This window comes from Nostoc sp. DSM 114160 (assembly GCF_053470305.1).
In genome coordinates this window covers 786,032-802,500 of the sequence record NZ_JBPFGO010000004.1, presented here as the reverse complement: position 1 = coordinate 802,500, position 16,469 = coordinate 786,032, and the positions used below count along the sequence as shown (strand labels likewise).

Genomic DNA, 16,469 nt, shown 5'->3' with positions numbered 1-16,469 from the left:
TAGTTTGAAAGCTTTCTACATTTGCAAATGTCTGCGACTGACCTAAGGAATGACCAACTTAGTATCTATATAGCTGTTTGCTTTTCGATCTCTAAGGGGTGTAGGTCTCCTTTAAAGGAGGTGATCCAGCCACACCTTCCGGTACGGCTACCTTGTTACGACTTCACCCCAGTCACCAGTCCTGCCTTAGGCATCCTCCTCCACGAATGGTTGGAGTAATGACTTCGGGCACTACCAGCTTCCATGGTGTGACGGGCGGTGTGTACAAGGCCCGGGAACGAATTCACTGCAGTATGCTGACCTGCAATTACTAGCGATTCCTCCTTCACGCAGGCGAGTTGCAGCCTGCGATCTGAACTGAGCTTTGGTTTGCGGGATTTGCTTGCGATCGCTCGCTTGCTGCCCTCTGTCCAAAGCATTGTAGTACGTGTGTAGCCCAAGGCGTAAGGGGCATGCTGACTTGACGTCATCCCCACCTTCCTCCGGTTTGTCACCGGCAGTCTCTCTAGAGTGCCCAACTTAATGCTGGCAACTAAAAACGAGGGTTGCGCTCGTTGCGGGACTTAACCCAACATCTCACGACACGAGCTGACGACAGCCATGCACCACCTGTGTTCGCGCTCCCGAAGGCACTCTCAACTTTCATCAAGATTCGCGACATGTCAAGCCTTGGTAAGGTTCTTCGCGTTGCATCGAATTAAACCACATACTCCACCGCTTGTGCGGGCCCCCGTCAATTCCTTTGAGTTTCACCGTTGCCGGCGTACTCCCCAGGCGGGATACTTAACGCGTTAGCTACGGCACGGCTCGGGTCGATACAAGCCACGCCTAGTATCCATCGTTTACGGCTAGGACTACTGGGGTATCTAATCCCATTCGCTCCCCTAGCTTTCGTCCCTCAGTGTCAGTTACGGCCTAGCAGAGCGCCTTCGCCACTGGTGTTCTTCCTGATCTCTACGCATTTCACCGCTACACCAGGAATTCCCTCTGCCCCGAACGTACTCTAGCTATGTAGTTTCCACTGCTTCTATCTAGTTGAGCTAGACTCTTTAACAGCAGACTTTCATTGCCACCTGCGGACGCTTTACGCCCAATCATTCCGGATAACGCTTGCATCCTCCGTATTACCGCGGCTGCTGGCACGGAGTTAGCCGATGCTTATTCCTCAGGTACCGTCATTGTGTTCTTCCCTAAGAAAAGAGGTTTACGACCCAAGAGCCTTCCTCCCTCACGCGGTATTGCTCCGTCAGGCTTTCGCCCATTGCGGAAAATTCCCCACTGCTGCCTCCCGTAGGAGTCTGGGCCGTGTCTCAGTCCCAGTGTGGCTGATCGTCCTCTCAGACCAGCTACTGATCGTCGCCTTGGGAGTCCATTACACTTCCAACTAGCTAATCAGACGCGAGCTCATCTCTAGGCAGCAAGCCTTTCACCTTTCGGCACATCCGGTATTAGCCACCGTTTCCAGTGGTTGTCCCAGACCTAGAGCCAGATTCTCACGCGTTACTCACCCGTCCGCCACTGTGTCCGAAGACACCGTTCGACTTGCATGTGTTAAGCATACCGCCAGCGTTCATCCTGAGCCAGGATCAAACTCTCCGTTTTGAATTGGAAAGCTCTTTAGCTCAATAGCTGCTCTTTTTTAACTTCAGCTTAGTTATTTTTATTTGCTTGACGCAATACACTTGCTGTATAATCGCTTTCAAACTATAATATTTTCAAGGTTCGGTGTTCTTTAAGCGTTGCTCTTTCTCGCTCCGCTTCAAGCACTTATTCAATATAGCGAACCTAATTCCTCGTGTCAACTATTTTTCCCAAATTATTTTTGGACTACTTCTGCATCACTATCAAAGCCTTGCAAGATAAGGGCTTTAGGCTATAGTATTGCTGGAAGTCTCTAAGGAAGCAATAAATTTGTGAGCTATTCTGCTGTTTTGCCGCCAAGACTAGTTTTAGATCCTCTGTTGCGTAGCTGGTTGCTGGAGGATATTGGCAGGGGCGATCGCTTTCCCATAGCGTAAATTATTTATAGATCAATTGCTTTGCGGCTCAATCTGACAGATGGTATCCAACGCCGAATCGTTTTGTACACACTTTTGCCCACTTCTGTATCAATGTGAATAAGAAAAGCAGTCACCATATTATATGGAGAGCAAAATTTGCTATAACCACTCAAAACAATCAGTTCCAACCTAATGCTTCACTGATTTGCGCTGCTAGTTTCAAGGGACGGAAAGGCTTGGCAAAGACAGCAGCTACATCTAAGCCAGTAAACACCTCTTGAGCGGACTCCTGCACTTTGGCAGTTAGTAAAATTACGGGAATTGACTTAGTGACGGGGTTAGCCTTGAGTTGTTGCAAAGTGGCACGCCCATCCATATCAGGCATCATCATATCTAGTAAAATTACATCAAGCTTAGAGTTGGCTGCTAGATTCAACGCTTCCCAACCAGAACAAGCAGTCAACACGTTCCAACCAGCACCCATTTCTAATCCCAATTTTGCGATCGCCTGCACATCTTCTTCATCATCAACAATCAAGATATTTCTGCTCATATTGTCACTCTCGCATGATATGTGATGCTGATTAGCTTGATTAGTATTCAGCTATTTTAGAATGCAATCGGGTAGAAGTAGGGGAGATTTGGGTAATTAAAGGCTGCTATTGAGAGTCTACTAAAGGTAACAGTACATAAAAGGTGCTACCTTTGCCTAAAATGCTCTGAACCCAGATTTTACCATCATGTTGCTGTATGATATCTCGGCAAATAGCAAGTCCTAAACCTGTTCCTCCTTTGTTGCGGGAGTCAGATGCATCTACTTGCTGAAAACGCTCGAAGATGATCTGTAATTTATCTTCAGGAATTCCTCGCCCTTCATCTTGGATCGTAATTAAAAGAAAGTTGAATGATGAAGGCTGATTTTCTTCAGACTCAACGCCTTTAGATTCTGAGAGAGTGGCACTTATCCACACAGTGTCACCTGGTTCAGAAAACTTAATTGCGTTGCTCAGTAAATTGGTGAGGGTTTGCAAGAGGCGATCGGGATCTGCCCAAAGTTCTACTGGTACGGGATTTATAATTAGTCGAACTTGTAATTTATCTGCCATTGCTTGCATTGCTTCCGTTGCCGTAATTAGCAAGTCTGCGGCGTTGCACTTCGCCTTCCGTGTAAAGATTTTGCCCGATTTCATCCGCTCTAAATCGAGAATATCGTTCACTAAACGAATCAAGCGTTCAGTATTAGTTGTGGCAATGCTGAGGACTTTTTGTCCCTGTTCGGTTAAAGTTCCCAGTTGTCCTGAACTCAATAAATCTAATGCTCCCATTGTGGAAGTTAAAGGTGTACGCAACTCATGACTAACTAAAGAGATAAATTCGTTTTCTAGGCGTTTACGTTCGGTGATGTCATTGGCAATTAATAAAGCACATGGCACTCCACCTAAGTCAATTAATTCGAGAGATATCAGTATGGTTTTGAGTTCTCCAGACTTTGTAGAAAATTCAAATTCTAGATTGTACAGCGAGCCAGTTTCCGGCAGAAGTTGAATTGTTTGAGCGATCGCGACTGTGTTTTTACCTAAATTAAGTTCGGTAGCAGTATCTCCAATTACTTCCTCTAAACAATAGCCGCTCATCTTCAAGAAGCTGGGATTGACATCAATAAAACGAGCTTCGGAAACTGTAGCGATCGCGATCGGGTTGGGGGGACTAGAGCGAAAAACCTTAGCAAACTTCTCTTCTGCTTTGGCGCGTTCAGAAATTTCCTGCTGCAACCGCTCATTTTGAGCTTGGAGTTGTCGTTGCAGTTTCCAAATGGTCAAATGATTTTCAATTCGTGCTAAGACCTCTTCTAGTTGGAAAGGCTTAGTGATGTAGTCTACCCCACCAGCTGTAAAAGCTTTTACCTTATCTAGCACATCACCCAAAGCGCTGATAAAAATTACTGGAATTTCGCGGGTGCGATCGTTTGCTTTTAGGTGTTGGCAGACTTCATAGCCATTCATCTCAGGCATATTCACATCCAACAAAATTAGGTCGGGAGGAACTGCATTTGCTCCCCGTAAACCTGTAGAACCTTTAGTTACACTCCTAACTTTATATCCCTGTTCCGTCAACATGGCAGATAGGAGATTCAAGTTTTCTGGCGTGTCATCAATCACCAGTATGTCTGCTTTGGGGAAGTTGGGTGACTCTTTAGGCATGGAAATATCGACTTTAGCCACAATAAGCTACTAATTCTTTCTAGAGATTTTAACCTTAGTTCAATGTCTTAATAATCAGTTACAAAAAAAATAGCAATTACCTATTTATCTACCCTAGTTCTCCCCGATTAATTTCTAATGTTAAAAACATCAAATCAAGTTTGTGAATCACTTCCTACATTACACAACAAGGAGTAACTTGTATGCAAAGTACAACCGTACGGAAACCAACTATTCTTGCATCAGGAGAAGGAAATAAATTTTCAGTTATTGGTGCACAGTTCACAACAAAAGTAACCGGAGAAGAGACTAATCAAGCGTGGACCATTTATGAAATTACAGATACAGAAGAAAATGGCCCACCACTTCATACTCACCCTTGGGAAGAGGCGTTTTATATTCTAGAAGGCGAACTAGACATCCAAATTGGTACAGAAACAATTTTGGCATCACCAGGCTTTTTCATTAATATTCCTCACAATGCAGCACACGGCTTTAAGATTCGTTCTGCTACTGCGAAATTCCTGGTTTTAATTTCGCCGAAGGGTGCGAAAAACTTTTATGAAGAAATGGGTCAAGTAGCAGATAGTCCATCGCTAAATATGGAAAAAGTACAGCCTGTTTTGAACAAATATGGATTGCAGTTTATTGCATGAAGTTTTCGTTTGGATGGATTTGGATGCACATTTGTGTACCCCTATTCGGAAAGGCGATATAGAAACATGCAGGGTTCGCGTTGGAAATCGCTTTCGTTGATAAATAAATCTATTTCTACAAAAATGCTATGCACTCAATAACCAATAGGCTATTCTATTCCATGCCAAAAACTGTCCGCTTTTTCGCTGCTAGTGCCCTAAGTTTGGGTTTCACCGCTAGCCTTGCTTTTTATCCAAGCGCGAGTCAGGCGGGTAATGACACTGGAGTGCCTGCTGAACTCCAGGGCGAGTGGCGGTATGGCCGGATTTCATCTATCCAATACCAAGACAGTTACACAGGGCAGTCCGCAGCCCCAAATGGCTCTAGCGACCAATTCCAACTTGCATCTAATGGCAACTACAAGCGAAATAGACTGATTCAAATTAACACCTACAACTGTGCGTCTAACCTCTTCATAGAGGAAAAAGGCAAAGTTAAGATTGAGGCTCAACGCCTGACTTTTCAACCCAGCGACAGCACATCTAAAGGGCAAATCTGCAATAGCGGGCGCACCTACTCCAGCCGCAACACAGCAAAGCCTGAGACTTACCAGTGGTCGATTGAGACGAATGATTATGGGCAGCAAGTTTTAGTACTTGAGACTGCCGATGGTCAGGGTCGCGCTCATTATGGACGACCTCAATAAGCTAATGAGCATTCAATTTGCATAGAAGCCAATACGCTGAGGTTAAGAATTTTTTCTCTCCCCTGCCTCCCCTAGTTCTACCCGATTGTTTTCTAATCTACAAAATATCGAACTGAGGTTACTCTATGATTCACCATATTTCAATTGCTGTTAGAAACCCTAGTCATGTTGCTCAAGTTCTGGGGGAAATCTTAAAAGCGCAAGCTGTTCCCTTTCCTCCTAATCCTGGAAGTTATATGGTTCTACCTTTTGATGAATACGGTACAGGTATTGAACTTTATCCTTTAGGTTCTCAAATAGAACCTGGTGAAGGTGATGAAGAATGCGTATTTGTACATACTGCTATTACTTCCAGGTATACAGATATTCATGCAGCTATCTCTGTACCAATTAGTCAGCAAGAAATTGAAAAAATTGGTGTTCGTGAAGGTTGGCGTGTAGTGCGCTGTAACCGCGATTCTTTCTTTGATGTGATTGAGTTCTGGGTGGAAAACAGGTTAATGATTGAATTGCTGACACCAGAAATGGCATCTCAATATTTGAAATTTGCTACCCAGCAAGAAAATCTGAAATATTTTTTGGCAGAACCAGCTTTAGCTACAACTTGATAAACATTTATTGCAATCCTATTTTATTTGTAATAATTGCAAACAGTAGATCCCCAACTTCTTAAATAAGTTGGGGATTTTGTCGACTATAAGTCACTAAAAAACAAGCTGAGGCTTTTGGGAAAGTGTTTTCATGTTGATGCAAGTTTGTTTATTTGTTGATTTTATTTTCCCTATATCGCCAAATCTCGACAGAACCCTCAGAGTTTTTATGAACTAACAAAACCTTTGGTGTATAAGCACTCTGAGGGTTTTACTGTAGAGAATTAGCTATATCGCTATAATTTTGCCCTCTCAGAAGCAAATGTGGTGTGGGTGTTGAACCGACTTCAAAAGTACCGTAGGGAGGGCAGTTAAACTAATAATGTTTTTCCACCAATTGGTTGATGATATAAAGTCATTAGCTGACTAACATTTAAAGTTTCTACGGCATAAGCTTTTCCTGTTAAGTCGCTGAATTCTACTTCAAAAACTCCAGGTTCATATTCTTCTACAATCGTTCCTACTTGACCGCGATGCAATCCCAATTCTAATAAGTCTTCAGTTAGGGCAACCACATCTAATAATTTCATTAGTATTACCTCATTGCTTAGATTACATAACAGGTGACTAGGCGGGGGAAGCCTTCATTATTACGCACTATCCAAACGCTTTGAATAATTGCTTGTTTATCTGAACGATTCAGGGGAAAATCAATGATATATTTTTGACCGTATGCATTACTTTTACCAGGGATAGCATCATAATTTGCTACTGCTTGTAAAAGGATCGCTTGTAATTCTTCTGCATCATCTAAATTTAAGCCTAGTGCAGATTTAAATACACGGGCTTTGTGTTTTCCTTCTGGATGTTCGGGGTTGAGACAGTAACCCGCGATTTTATCTATTTCAACAATAGCGCATTCACGGTTAGGAAGTTTCATAATACTTTTGCTACAACTTTCTCCGCTTTTTTGACTTGGATATGACCTTTATGCAATGTACCCTAATTGCAAAAGACTAAGATTTCATCGCCGGATACTGCTTCAAAACTTGCTGCAAATATTGCCCAGTATAAGACCTGGGATTTTTTGCAACTTCCTCTGGTGTACCCACAGCAATTAATTCTCCGCCTTTGTCGCCACCTTCTGGCCCCAAATCTATCACCCAGTCTGAACAGCGAATTACATCTAAGTTGTGTTCAATGACTAATATTGAATTCCCCTTATCTACCAATCGTTGCAACACATCTAATAATTTATGAACATCGTAAAAAGATAACCCTGTTGTCGGTTCATCTATTAAATAAAGTGTCTTACCTGTAGCGCGTCGAGATAGTTCTGTTGCTAATTTTACCCGTTGCGCTTCACCACCAGATAAGGTAGTCGCAGGTTGTCCTAGTTGGACATAACCCAACCCGACATCAAATAAAGTTTGCAAACGCGCGATCGCTTTGGGTATATTCTGAAAAAAGTCTAAACTTTCCTCAACTGTCATTCTCAGTACATCAGAAATTGATTTATCTTTGTACTTCACTTGCAAAGTTTCGCGGTTATACCTTGCACCTTTACAAATTTCGCATTGTACGTAAACATCCGGGAGAAAGTTCATTTCAATAACATTCACACCCTGTCCGCTACAAGCTTCGCAACGTCCACCTTTGACGTTGAAGGAAAATTGTCCGGGTTTGTAACCTCTAGCTTTGGCTTCTACGGTTTGGGAAAAGACATCCCGAATCGCATCGAAAATTCCTGTGTAAGTTGCAGGGTTTGAACGTGGTGTGCGTCCAATAGGAGATTGATCGATAACGATCGCTTTATCAATCGCATTCAATCCCTGAATTTTATCCAAATGTCTGGGTAAGGGAACTTTCTTTGTTAAATGGTGTTGCAGAGATGGGTACAGTAATTCGTTAATCAGAGTAGATTTGCCAGAACCAGACACACCAGTGATCGAGACGAGTTTACCTAATGGAATGTCTACATCGATATTTCTTAAATTGTTGCGATGGGCATTTTTAATTCCTAAACTGCGCCCATTTCCTTCTCGGCGTTCTGCTGGTGTGGTAATTACTCGTCTTCCTGATAAATATGCACCCGTCAAAGAATCTTCTGCTGCTAATAATGCCTGAAAATCACCTTGGGCGATAATATTTCCGCCGTGAATTCCTGCACCAGGGCCGATATCAACTATGTAGTTAGCTGCACGAATTGTTTCTTCGTCGTGTTCAACGACAATTAATGTATTACCCAAATCGCGCAATTTCGTTAAAGTTTTCAGCAATCTGCCATTATCTCGTTGATGCAAACCAATACTCGGTTCATCTAAAACGTAGAGAACTCCTGTTAATCCAGAACCAATTTGCGTTGCTAGACGAATTCGTTGGGCTTCGCCACCAGAAAGGGTCATGGCTGGACGGTCAAGGGTGAGATAATCTAAACCTACATCTAACAAAAATTGCAATCTGGCTTTGATTTCTCGCAGGACTAAATCAGCAATTTGTAACTGGCGATCGCTCAACTTTAATTGCTCAATTCTCTCTCGACAATCTCGAATTGATACCCCAGTTAATTCTAAAATTCCATATTGTCCCAACTTCACCGCCAAGGCTTCCGGTTTTAACCGTTTTCCCAGACAAACTTCACACGGTTGATCGATCAAATACTGCTCTAATTTTTGCTTAACTAATTCCGAACCACCCTCATACTGCCGTTGCAAAATTGGAATAGCACCTTTAAAGCTCTGCTTTCTTTTTGCCTCTGCGGCTCGTTCATCTTTCTCTCCAAACAGAAGAATTTGCTGCTGTTCTTCTGTCAGCTTGCCCCAATTTGTCTGTAACTCAAATCCATAAATCTGCCCCACGCTATAGAGTAATTCCAAGTAATAAGAATTATCTTTTTCTGACCAAGGCGCGATCGCAGCGTAAACTGGCGCTTCCCAGTCAGGTACGATCAACTCTGGCGCAAATCTTCTTAAAGTGCCGATACCATGACAGTGCGGACAAGCACCATAAGGTGAGTTAAAGGAGAACAATCGCGGCGATAGTTCCTCCATTACCGCGCCATGTTCTGGACAAGCAAAGTTTTCTGAAAATACTAATTCTTCTTCGTTATTAAACCCCCCGCCTTCGGCACCCCCCCTTGCCAAGGGGGGGCTAGGGGGGGTTTCCTTAGATGACTCATGACTAATGACAATACTGGCAATACCACCCGATTGCTTGAGACACGTAGACAGAGAATCAACCAAACGCTCTTGGATACCATCTTTTTTTACCAAGCGGTCAATTACCACTTCGATGGTGTGAGTAAGATTTTTATCCAATTCAATTGAATCTGACAGTTCGCGGATCTCGCCATCGATCCGCACGCGAACAAAACCTTGGGATGCCAGACTTGACAAAAGCTTACGGTGTGTGCCTTTTTTTCCCCGGACAACGGGTGCAAGGATTTGGAAGCGGGTGCGGTCTGGTAATTCCATAATGCGATCGCACATTTCATCGATTGTCTGGGGTGCAATACAGCGATCGCATATCGGACAATGGGGTTCGCCAGCCCGACCAAATAACAGCCGCAAATAGTCGTAAATCTCTGTCACCGTACCCACAGTGGAACGGGGATTATGAGAAGTCGATTTTTGGTCAATGGAAATTGCTGGACTTAAGCCTTCAATTGCTTCGACATCCGGCTTATCCAGTTGTCCTAAAAATTGCCGTGCGTAGGCGCTGAGGGATTCCACATAGCGACGTTGCCCTTCAGCGAAAATGGTATCAAAGGCTAGGGAAGACTTACCTGAACCCGAAACGCCAGTGAATACGATTAGGCGATCGCGTGGCAATTCCAAATCAATATTTTTCAGATTATGCTGCCTAGCACCCCGAATCCGAATGGTATTCTGGCTGTTGTGGCTGGGGTACGGAAGATGTCCATTCAAGGATGCTGCTAGCTGTTGGTCTGACATATTGGGCGGCAAAGAAGGAGTTTCTGATGAAACAGTCCTTAATAATACTATCTTTAATCGGTTTATTGTAGAACAATAGTACTGTTTTAGTTAGTTATCGTTCCAGATTCATGGCGCAGACATCCTTAAGAGTCTGCTAATTTGGAAGCATCCTGATTAAATATCCTTCTGAGGGCGAAGCTATGGTATCGCAAATCCAACCGCCGACCCAGGCAGAGGTCATCTACCCAGATAGTGACGGACAACCAGTGGCTAATAATACCATACAGTTTGGCTGGATTGTAGAAATTAAGCAGAATATAGAGTGGCTATTTGCTGACGATCCCAATGTTTTTGTCGCTGGGGATTTATTTTGGTATCCGGTAGAAGGACGTAACACAATTGTTAACGCCCCAGATGTGATGGTGGTATTGGGTAGACCAAAGGGCGATCGCTTGTGCTACCAACAATGGAAAGAAGAGGGAGTTGCACCACAAGTGGTGTTTGAAATTCTTTCTCCCAGCAACACCCAAACTGAAATGGATAAAAAATTACTTTTCTACGATCGCTATGGCGTGGAAGAGTACTACATTTACGATCCCGATCGCAATAATTTGCGTGGATGGTTGCGCCGCGAAGATGGTTTAGATGTCATCCCCCAAATGGAAGATTGGGTGAGTCCCCGTTTAAAAATTCGGTTTGCTTTATCAACAGAGGGTTTGCAGTTATATCGCCCTGACGGAGAACGGTTTTTAACTTACACAGAAATTTCTCGCAATGTCGAGCAAGAACGACAACGGGCTGAACAAGAACGACAACGGGCGGAACTTGCAGAACAAGCCAGAAGAGATGCCATACCCCGATTGTTGCAAATGAATTTGAGCATTGAACAGATTGCCCAAGCTTTGGGATTGTCAGTGGAAGAAGTGCGAACCCTTTCTCAGGAGTAGTGCCGCGTGCAATTTTTTAATCGGGGGCATTGCTGAATCAAGGCATGATTCTTGTAGGGTGGGCGTCTCGCCCGCCCTGAAATACAAGGGACGATGGCGAATTATTACTGTGGGGTTTGGAGTTAGCAGCAAAAGAACGGCAGCGTGCAGAGAGATTGGCTGTTCAGTTAAAAGCGCTGGGAGTGGAACCGGAGGTTTAACTCGGAAGTTCGACCTTTTTACTCGGCCGTTCGTGTTCAGAACTCGGAAGTTCGACCTTTTTGCTCGGCCGTTCGTGTTCAGAACTCGGAAGTTCGACCTTTTTGCTCGGCCATTCTTGTTTGGAACTCGGAAGTTCGACCTTTTTGCTCGGCCGTTCTTGTTTGGAACTCGGAAGTTCGACCTTTTTGCTCGGCCATTCTTGTTTGGAACTCGGAAGTTCGACCTTTTTGCTCGGCCATTCTTGTTTGGAACTCGGAAGTTCGACCTTTTTGCTCGGTCGTTCGTGTTCAGAACTTGAAACACCAAGTTTATAACTGCGATATCTTCGATGGGCTTCGCCTACGCATCTCTAATTTACCAAGCGATGTCTACGACGGGCTACGCCTATGCCTTTGGCTCTACATTTAAGCTTAGAATCACTACAAAAATTAGATGGAGATTTGGACACCACAAGTTCTAAACTGCGATATCTTCGATGGGCTTCGCCTACGCATTTCTTTTTTAGTGAGCGATCGCTCTTTTTGAATATTAACTCGCCATAACTCCCTCATTTCCGCGGTTGGTGAGCGTTCGCGTAGCGTCTCGTAGAGAAGTCGAACCACATCCCCCTCATCTCTACTGCCTTGGACACACCTTAGCCGCATCAGGATGGCTAGCCAAATAACCCTTAAGCCAACTGCAACCCTGTGCTAATAAATCATCAAGATTCAGATTCCACAATTTAATAGTGTTGTCAGCACTTGCGGAAGCTAAAGTTTTGCCATCCGGGCTGAAGACGACGCTGTTGACAGAATCACTATGCCCACTCAGAGTGGTAATTTCTTTGCCCGTGTCGAGATTCCACAATTTGATTGTCTTGTCATCACTAGCGGAAGCTAAAGTTTTGCCATCCGGGCTGAAGACGACGCTGTTGACCCAATTGCTATGCCCTCTGAGGGTGGTAATTTCTTTGCCTGTGTCCCGACTCCACAATTTGATCGTCTTATCAACACTAGCGGAAGCTAAAGTTTTGCCATCCGGACTGAAGACGACGCTGATGACCGAATCGCTATGCCCTCTGAGGGTGGTAATTTCTTTGCCTGTGTCCCAATTCCACAATTTGATCATCTTATCAACACTAGCGGAAGCTAAAGTTTTGCCATCCGGGCTGAAGACGACGCTGATGACCGGAGCGCTATGCCCTCTGAGGGTGGTAATTTCTTTGCCTGTGTCCCGACTCCACAATTTGATCGTCTTGTCCCAACTGGCAGAAGCTAAAGTTTTGCCATCCGGGCTGAAGACGACGCTCATGACCAAATTGCTATGCCCACTCAGGGTGGTAATTTCTTTGCCTGTGTTCCGATTCCATAATTTGATCGTCTTGTCACGACTTGCGGAAGCTAAAGTTTTGCCATCCGGGCTGAAGACGACGCTGTTGACCAAATCGCTATGCCCTCTGAGGGTGGTAATTTCTTTGCCTGTGTCCCGACTCCACAATTTGATTGTCTTATCAACACTAGCGGAAGCTAAAGTTTTGCCATCCGGGCTGAAGACGACGCTGAAGACCGGAGCGCTATGCCCACTTAGGGTGGTAATTTCTTTGTCTGTGTCCCGATTCCACAATTTGATCGTCTTGTCAACACTAGCGGAAGCTAAAGTTTTGCCATCCGGGCTGAAGACGACGCTGAAGACCGGAGTGCTATGCCCTCTGAGGGTGGTAATTTCTTTGCCTGTGTTCCGACTCCACAATTTGATCGTCTTATCAACACTAGCGGAAGCTAAAGTTTTGCCATCCGGGCTGAAGACGACGCTGATGACCGAATCGCTATGCCCTCTGAGGGTGGTAATTTCTTTGCCTGTGTCCCAATTCCACAATTTGATCGTCTTATCAACACTAGCGGAAGCTAAAGTTTTGCCATCCGGGCTGAAGACGACGCTGATGACCGGAGCGCTATGCCCTCTGAGGGTGGTAATTTCTTTGCCTGTGTCCCGACTCCACAATTTGATCGTCTTGTCCCAACTGGCAGAAGCTAAAGTTTTGCCATCCGGACTGAAGACGACACTTGTGACCGAATCGCTATGCCCTCTGAGGGTGGTAATTTCTTTGCCTGTGTTCCGACTCCACAATTTGATCGTCTTGTCCCAACTGGCAGAAGCTAAAGTTTTGCCATCCGGGCTGAAGACGACACTTGTGACCGAATTGCTATGCCCTCTGAGGGTGGTAATTTCTTTGCCTGTGTCCCGACTCCACAATTTGATCGTCTTGTCCCAACTGGCAGAAGCTAAAGTTTTGCCATCCGGGCTGAAGACAACGCTCATGACCAAATCGCTATGCCCACTCAGGGTGGTAATTTCTTTGCCTGTGTCTCGATTCCACAATTTGATCGTCTTGTCATCACTAGCGGAAGCTAAAGTTTTGCCATCCGGGCTGAAGACGACACTTCTGACCAAATCGCTATGCCCTTCCAAGCGATTTTGTTCACGAATATTAGATAAAATTCTCTGTAAACTAAACAAAGGGCTGTATGCTGGATAGTCTGCTAAAGATTGTTTATCCTTAACCATACTTTTTAATGTTCCTGCCGTCTCCATTGCTAATAGCAGAGCATCAAATTCTCTGGAAGTCTCAAACAGCCGCAATGCATTTGTTCCGCCTTGTTCCAATCGCGTAGCTGTTAAAGCAACAATTCTTGCTGCATCTGCCTTCTTTAGTTCCTCCACAGAAGTTTTACGGGCATTGAGTGCCACTTGCCGTTGTTGAATTGCTTGGTTTGCCTGTACTTTAGCTTGACTAGCGTTTGCGCTAGCTGCTGCCACTTTGTTTTGGGCTAATTTCAGGTTTTGCTGTGCCTTATTCACTTTGGCATTTGCTGCATTCAGTTTTGAAGTTGCATTACTAAGATTCCGTTTTACCTGTACCGCTTGTTCCGATATCCGTTTATTTTCAACTGATATCCGCTGATTCTCTTGCTTGGTTGTTGCTGTTTCTGTCGTCGCGTTTTTTAACTCTCTTTGGGCGTTATTTGTTTCTGCCTTAGCTAATTCTGCTACTGCAATAGCATTCTTGGATGCCTGAAGACTTTTTTGAGTAACTATAAATGATGCTACCGCCCCCACCAGAGCAAAACCTAACACCACAGAGCCAATGCGAATCCGTTGATTAGCTTTACGGTTCGCTTCTGCTAAAACTTGCTTTGCCTGTTCCTCTGCCTCCAGCCTTTTCTGCACATCGCGCTTTTCCAACTCCTGACTAGCAGCTAAAAACTGATAGTCCAAGTCACTCAAACTTTTACCAATTGCCCATTCTTGGGCATCTTGCAAAGTCTGTCCCCGCAACAAGCGCGACTCATCTTGATGGTCAGACTCAACCCAGGCATTAAATGTATCGGAGTAGGGGCGCAAGTTTGCTAAAATCTTGTCGCACCATTCGTGCTTAAACACCTCTGCGTAAATTCGGTTATAAATTCGCAGTTTCCCCTCCCGCTTCACCGCTAATCCCGTTAGTCGCAGTTCCGTTTGTTCAGGACTATCATCAGCTACTATTTCTCCCTGCTGCAAAATCTGCTGATACAACCCCAACAATCGCCCAGTCCTCTGTTCCCCACTCTGCAAAATTCTGTCTCGAATCGTCTTCAAATGTTCCGGCTCATCTTGCGTCTCCCAATTCTCAATAATCCCCTCGCGTACCAACTCTTCCACCCAGTCGCCAGCCTCTAGTCCCCAATTCCTAGTCTCCAGTCCTCTCTGCACCAGCAACTTACAAACTTTTTGCGTCAAAAACGGCTGTCCTCCCGTCCAGTCCAGCACCACTTGCATGAACTCTTGAGAATCACCCAGTTCTGCCAATCCATGTGCCAAGGGTCGCGCTTCTTGAAGTTGAAAGCCAGTTAAATCAATTGCCCGTCCAATATTAAAAGGTGTCCGGCGTTTGTCTTGAATCAAATCTGAAGGCGTAGATACTCCAATCAACGCAAAGGTGAGGCGATTATATTCAGGATGGTCTGCTCGTCGGTTGTAGCAATCGCGGATAACTGCAAAAAAGTCATCCAAATTGAATGAAAGACTCAGAACGCTGTCAATTTCATCAATAAAAATAACAATATTTTCAGTAATTGTTTTTAATAAAATTGTTTCAATAAACTTGCTCAAGCGCTGTACTGGTGAAAGCAACCCGTTATCATTCCACCAAGTATCTAAATCAAAAGTTGTATAAATATTCAAACTTCCCACCAGAGTATCAATCACCCCGGCATACCACTGTTCTGGCGTAATATCTGCCGTCCCAATAGCTGTAATATCAACAACAGCACAAGCAAATCCCTCTGTTTGTAACTGCTGCATTACCCGCACCCGCAAGCTAGATTTACCCATCTGCCGCGAATTGAGTACATAACAAAAATTCCCAGCCTTCAAGCCTTCATAGAGGTCACGATCAGCTTGCCGTCTAACATAAGTTGGTGCATTTTGAGGTAGACTACCACCGACTTGATATTGGTACTGGGTCATAAAAAAAAAATTAAATTATGTAGGTTGGGTTGAGGAACGAAACCCAACATTTTGCGGGGTTTGTTGGGTTTCGCAAAGCCTCAACCCAACCTACAATTATTATTAACTTAGTCCATTAAGAATTATCACGGACTAAATGAGCTAGGCGTTTTAACGCTTTTACGACAGTATATAAGTCATCTCCACGATTGAGCGACAGTGTGTAAGATAATGCATATCTTGGTGTATCCTGTTTCGTCAACTTAATAAATTGAAATTCTCGACCATTGGTTACAAAACCAAACGTAGGTTTATCATTACCAGGATTAGCCAACATATAAGCTAATGCTTGAGAAATTGCTACCTCCAAAGAATATTCTGCTCGTTTCGCCTCAATAATGAGAACCCAAAATGGAGGATGAAACACCAAGATATCAATACGTCCTCTAATAATTGTGCCTTCGTCTTCAGAAGAAATTCTGACCTCTTCTTCCGACGCTATGTAAAAAGGCGGTTGATAAAAACCTGCTAGACGCAATAGTGGAGATAGCACCACCATTTTGACTACAGATTCTAAAATTTGGTAGCGGGATAAATGCAAATATTCTGCCTTGACTTCGTTGAGAGATTGCTTTTCTAAATCACTCAACTCAGGTAAATCTTGCTGCCACTCTGAAAAAAAAAGTTCGTTGTCTGCAAGGTGTAGACCAAATTCATCGATGAGTTGGGCTAGGGTGATATCTCTTCCTTGAATAACTTGAACCATTGTTAAACCTTTTTGTTAAATGG

11 protein-coding genes, 1 rRNA gene and 1 pseudogene are annotated in these 16,469 nt (G+C 44.2%); 5 read left to right on the top strand and 8 right to left on the bottom strand.

The features are described 5' to 3' along the window. Positions 1–113: 113 nt before the first annotated feature. Positions 114–1,602: ribosomal RNA gene (locus tag NSTCB13_RS35355) — 16S ribosomal RNA — on the bottom strand. Positions 1,603–1,913: 311 nt separating this feature from the next. Between NSTCB13_RS35355 and NSTCB13_RS35350 the strand changes: the two are divergent. Continuing rightward, positions 1,914–2,003: pseudogene (locus NSTCB13_RS35350) on the top strand (carboxylating nicotinate-nucleotide diphosphorylase); the annotation flags it as partial. Between the two features lie 175 nt (positions 2,004–2,178). Here NSTCB13_RS35350 and NSTCB13_RS35345 read toward each other — a convergent pair. Both NSTCB13_RS35345 and NSTCB13_RS35340 read right to left on the bottom strand, forming a co-directional pair. After that, complete coding sequence (locus tag NSTCB13_RS35345; protein WP_448266701.1) at positions 2,179–2,553, bottom strand: response regulator; 375 nt, start codon at positions 2,551–2,553, stop codon at positions 2,179–2,181. Between the two features lie 106 nt (positions 2,554–2,659). Beyond that, the gene (locus NSTCB13_RS35340) at positions 2,660–4,222 is read right to left on the bottom strand and encodes a hybrid sensor histidine kinase/response regulator (RefSeq protein WP_448275658.1); all 1,563 of its coding nucleotides are present in this window, start codon (positions 4,220–4,222) and stop codon (positions 2,660–2,662) included. A gap of 182 nt (positions 4,223–4,404) precedes the next feature. Here NSTCB13_RS35340 and NSTCB13_RS35335 point away from each other — a divergent pair, with 182 nt between their 5' ends. The 3 genes from NSTCB13_RS35335 (at position 4,405) to NSTCB13_RS35325 (ending at position 6,151) form a co-directional block, all read left to right on the top strand. Then, positions 4,405–4,857, top strand: a complete 453-nt coding sequence (locus tag NSTCB13_RS35335; protein ID WP_445626315.1) for a cupin domain-containing protein — start codon at positions 4,405–4,407, stop codon at positions 4,855–4,857. Positions 4,858–5,018: 161 nt separating this feature from the next. Continuing rightward, positions 5,019–5,543, top strand: a complete 525-nt coding sequence (locus NSTCB13_RS35330) for a hypothetical protein (RefSeq protein ID WP_445626314.1) — start codon at positions 5,019–5,021, stop codon at positions 5,541–5,543. Between the two features lie 125 nt (positions 5,544–5,668). Further along, the gene (locus NSTCB13_RS35325; protein WP_322682373.1) at positions 5,669–6,151 is read left to right on the top strand and encodes a hypothetical protein; all 483 of its coding nucleotides are present in this window, start codon (positions 5,669–5,671) and stop codon (positions 6,149–6,151) included. A gap of 353 nt (positions 6,152–6,504) precedes the next feature. Here the strand turns inward: NSTCB13_RS35325 and NSTCB13_RS35320 are convergent, their stop codons facing one another. From NSTCB13_RS35320 to uvrA, 3 genes are all read right to left on the bottom strand, one after another. Beyond that, positions 6,505–6,723, bottom strand: coding sequence for a DUF4926 domain-containing protein (locus NSTCB13_RS35320; protein ID WP_448266704.1), 219 nt, complete (start codon positions 6,721–6,723; stop codon positions 6,505–6,507). 17 nt (positions 6,724–6,740) lie between these two features. Further along, positions 6,741–7,073 (bottom strand): DUF6883 domain-containing protein, encoded by a 333-nt coding sequence (locus tag NSTCB13_RS35315; RefSeq protein ID WP_445626312.1) that lies wholly within the window; start codon positions 7,071–7,073, stop codon positions 6,741–6,743. 76 nt (positions 7,074–7,149) lie between these two features. Next, complete coding sequence (gene uvrA / locus NSTCB13_RS35310) at positions 7,150–10,086, bottom strand: excinuclease ABC subunit UvrA (protein WP_448275655.1); 2,937 nt, start codon at positions 10,084–10,086, stop codon at positions 7,150–7,152. Positions 10,087–10,268: 182 nt separating this feature from the next. On the opposite strand from uvrA, the gene NSTCB13_RS35305 reads away from it, so the two are divergent. Then, positions 10,269–11,015, top strand: a complete 747-nt coding sequence (locus NSTCB13_RS35305) for a Uma2 family endonuclease (RefSeq protein ID WP_448275654.1) — start codon at positions 10,269–10,271, stop codon at positions 11,013–11,015. Positions 11,016–11,831: 816 nt separating this feature from the next. Here NSTCB13_RS35305 and NSTCB13_RS35300 read toward each other — a convergent pair. Beyond that, positions 11,832–15,701: an AAA-like domain-containing protein gene (locus NSTCB13_RS35300; protein WP_448275652.1), complete on the bottom strand. Its 3,870-nt coding sequence runs from the start codon at positions 15,699–15,701 to the stop codon at positions 11,832–11,834. 115 nt (positions 15,702–15,816) lie between these two features. Then, positions 15,817–16,446 carry a type I restriction endonuclease gene (locus NSTCB13_RS35295; protein WP_448275650.1) on the bottom strand — a complete coding sequence of 210 codons (630 nt, stop codon included), beginning with the start codon at positions 16,444–16,446 and terminating at the stop codon, positions 15,817–15,819. Positions 16,447–16,469: the final 23 nt, after the last annotated feature.